Annotated in this window: 3 protein-coding genes; 2 read left to right on the forward strand and 1 reads right to left on the reverse strand. The window is 68.2% G+C overall.

Annotated features, from left to right (window positions below; all coding sequences use genetic code 11):
• Window positions 1-206 precede the first annotated feature (206 nt).
• Both IAE24_RS29885 and IAE24_RS29890 read left to right on the forward strand, forming a co-directional pair.
• A complete protein-coding gene (locus tag IAE24_RS29885) occupies window positions 207-980 on the forward strand; it encodes an SDR family oxidoreductase (RefSeq protein WP_016453872.1) in 774 nt (257 codons plus the stop codon).
• 40 nt (window positions 981-1,020) lie between these two features.
• Window positions 1,021-1,953, forward strand: a complete 933-nt coding sequence (locus tag IAE24_RS29890) for a LysR family transcriptional regulator (RefSeq protein ID WP_199962534.1) — start codon at window positions 1,021-1,023, stop codon at window positions 1,951-1,953.
• On the opposite strand, the gene IAE24_RS29895 is transcribed toward IAE24_RS29890, so the two are convergent.
• Entirely contained in the window at window positions 1,907-3,031 is a 1,125-nt protein-coding gene (locus tag IAE24_RS29895) for a sterol desaturase family protein (RefSeq protein ID WP_199962533.1), read from the reverse strand. The genes IAE24_RS29890 and IAE24_RS29895 overlap by 47 nt on opposite strands.
• Window positions 3,032-3,059 lie beyond the last annotated feature (28 nt).

A 3,059-nucleotide genomic window follows, 5' to 3' on the forward strand; every position in this document is an offset into this window, starting at 1 on the left:
CCCGGGCGCCGGCCCCCAACCCCCCCCCCCCCCCCCACGCAGGCGCGGGCATACGGGAGGGGGAGCGGACTGCCGGGGGCAGGGGCAGGCAGCTTTTGGGCGCGATTGTTCTGGATTTCTGGATGATCCATCCCGGCTGCGCCGGTTTATCGCGGGGGGCTGGCTGCCTAAGCTGGGTGCTTCATCCAAGCACAAGGAGCGTTTCCATGGCAGACCATTCCATTCGCGGCAAGGTGGCGCTGATTGCAGGCGGCGGCAAGAATCTGGGCGGGCTGATTGCCCGCGATCTGGCGGGGCACGGCGCGCGGGCCGTGGTGGTGCACTACAACAGCGAGTCTTCACGGGCTGAGGCCGAGACCACGGTGGCCGCAGTGCGTGCGCTGGGCGCAGAGGCCGTGGCGCTGCAGGGTGACCTCACGCGCGCTGGCGCTGTGGAGCGGCTTTTTGCAGAGGCCGTGGACGCCGTGGGCCGGCCGGACATTGCCATCAACACGGTGGGCAAGGTGCTCAAGAAGCCGTTGATGGAGATCAGCGAGGCGGAGTACGACGAGATGGCCGCCGTCAACGGCAAGTCGGCGTTTTTCTTCCTCAAGGAGGCAGGGCGCCATGTCAACGACCACGGCAAGATCGTGACCCTGGTGACCTCGCTGCTGGGCGCGTTCACGCCGTTCTATTCCTCCTACGCGGGCACCAAGGCGCCGGTGGAGCATTTCACGCGGGCGGCGGCCAAGGAGTTCGGGGCGCGGGGCATTTCGGTCACGGCCGTGGGGCCGGGGCCCATGGACACGCCGTTCTTCTACGGCCAGGAAGGCGCGGACGCCGTGGCGTATCACAAGAGCGCGGCGGCGCTGTCGCCGTTCTCGCCTTCGGGGCTGACGCACATCGAAGACGTGGTGCCCTTCATCCGCCACCTGGTCAGCGACGGCTGGTGGATCACCGGGCAGACCATCCTCATCAACGGCGGCTACACCACCAAGTAGGCCAAGTGGAAGGACTGCTGCGCGGACTATGCTGCGTCCCATGGACCGACTCGACCGATACCGGATCTTCATGCAGGTGGCCGAGATGGGCAGCTTCATCAAGGCCGCCCATGCGCTGGACCTGCCGCGCGCCACGGTCTCCGCCGCCGTGCAGCAGTTGGAGGAGCAGGTGGGCGCAAGGCTCCTGCACCGCACCACGCGCCAGGTCAGCCTGACGGCCGATGGTGCCCAGTTGCTGGAGCGTGTGCGCCCGCTGCTGTCAGAGGCCGAGGATGTGGAGCAGATGTTCCAGGCCCGCACGCGCCAGGCCACGGGCCGGCTGCATGTGGATGTGCCCAGCCGCATCGCGCGCCGCCTGCTGGCGCCTGCGTTGCCGGGGCTCATGCGCCGGCATCCGGGGCTGCAGCTGGTGTTGGGTTCGTCAGACCGCGCCATTGATCTGGTGCAGGAAGGCGTGGACTGCGCCGTGCGCGTGGGCACGCTGCATGACAGCAGCCTGGTCGTGCGCCCGCAGGGCTGCATTGCCCTCATCAACTGCGCCAGCCCCGCCTACCTGCGCGAGCACGGCCTGCCCGAGCAGCCGCAGGACCTGCTGCACGGCCACTGGAGCGTGGGCTATGCCTCGCCGCGCACCGGGCGGGAACTGCCCTGGGAATGGAGTGGGGCGAGCGATGTGGATGGGGTAGATGGGGAGGACGGGCCGCAGACCCTGGCCGTGCCCAGCCGCGTGGTGACCAACAATGCAGAAAGCTACATCGCCTGCTGCCGCGCAGGCCTGGGGCTCATCCAGATCCCGCGCTATGACGTGCAGCACCTGCTTGACACGGGTGAGCTGGTGGAAGTGCTACATGCCCACCGCGCAGCGCCCATGCCCGTGGCGCTGCTGTATCCGCACCGCCGCCAGCGCTCGCGCCGGCTGGCGGTTTTCATCGACTGGTTCGAGGCGCTGATGCGGCCGAACCTGGAGCCGTAGGCGCAACCCCGGCCGCCCCAGTCACCGCAGCCGCCCCGGCCGCAGGGTGGGGCTGGGCCCCATCGTCGTCATGAATGGGCCGGTAGCCCGGCCCGAACGACACATCCCCCAGCCGCCAGCCCTCGCGCCGGCGAAACGCCCCCCAGAACCGCTTGAGCGTATGCCACTGCATGGCCACCAGCCCGCGCTCGTTGTCGGCATCCACCTCGGGGTCGCTCACGCCCGTGGGGCGCACGGGTTCGTCGGTGTACAGCGCCGTGCCAAACAGCATGTCCCACCAGGGCAGCACCTGCCCAAAATTGCAGTTGTGTCGCGTAGGTCGATCCGGGTCGCGCAGCATGTGGTGGTGGCGGTGGAACAGCGGGCCCACCAGCACGCGCTCACCCACGCGGCCCAGCCAGCCCAGGCGCAGCCGCACGTTGGCGTGCGAGAAGTTCTGCACCAGCTCGCTCAGCAACCCCAGCAGCGCAAATTCGGAAGGCTCCACCCCCATCGCCAGCCCCACCGTGGCCAGGATGAAGGACTGCAGCATGCCGTCCAGATAGTGGCTGCGGTCATTGCTCCAGCAGCTCATCTGGCGCTGGCTGTGGTGCATGCTGTGCATGGCCCACCACCAGGGAATCACATGCTGGGCGCGGTGCATCCAGTAATACACCAGGTCGTAGACCACGTAGTACACCAGGAACAGCGCCACCGGATGGTCCGCAAACCACGGAACCCAGTGCTTGAGCCCCGTGGCCTCCTCGGCCGCCGGCCCGCCGCCCAGCATGCTGGCAAACGGCATCAGCACCAGAAAACTGAACAGCGGAAACAGCCCCAGCAGCATCAGCAGCGTGTAGTTGCGGTCCACCGTGGTCAGCCGCCGGTCGCTCCAGCGCTCGGCCGGAAACAGACTCTCCAGCGGCCGCATCACGCCCGCAATCAGGAATAGCTGCAGTCCGGCAATCAGCACCGCCTCGGCAATCTCGCGCGGGTTGCCGGCCGCCTGGGCGATGTCCAGCCAGTGGACGGTGGGGGTTACGGCGTGGGTGGCGAGCCAGGTGATGGCTGCCTGCCACAGCTCGGTCAGTGAAGTCATGTCTTGTGCCTGCAAGAAGGGCCGGGGG

The organism is Delftia sp. S65, assembly GCF_016516495.1.
Lineage (GTDB): Bacteria > Pseudomonadota > Gammaproteobacteria > Burkholderiales > Burkholderiaceae_C > Comamonas > Comamonas acidovorans.

Bases quoted from the DNA above. Each gene is read 5' to 3' on its own strand.
- IAE24_RS29885 (WP_016453872.1), top strand. From the start codon at position 207: ATGGCAGACCATTCCATTCGCGGCAAGGTGGCGCTGATTGCAGGCGGC.
- IAE24_RS29890 (WP_199962534.1), top strand. From the start codon at position 1,021: ATGGACCGACTCGACCGATACCGGATCTTCATGCAGGTGGCCGAGATG.
- IAE24_RS29895 (WP_199962533.1), bottom strand. From the start codon at position 3,031: ATGACTTCACTGACCGAGCTGTGGCAGGCAGCCATCACCTGGCTCGCC.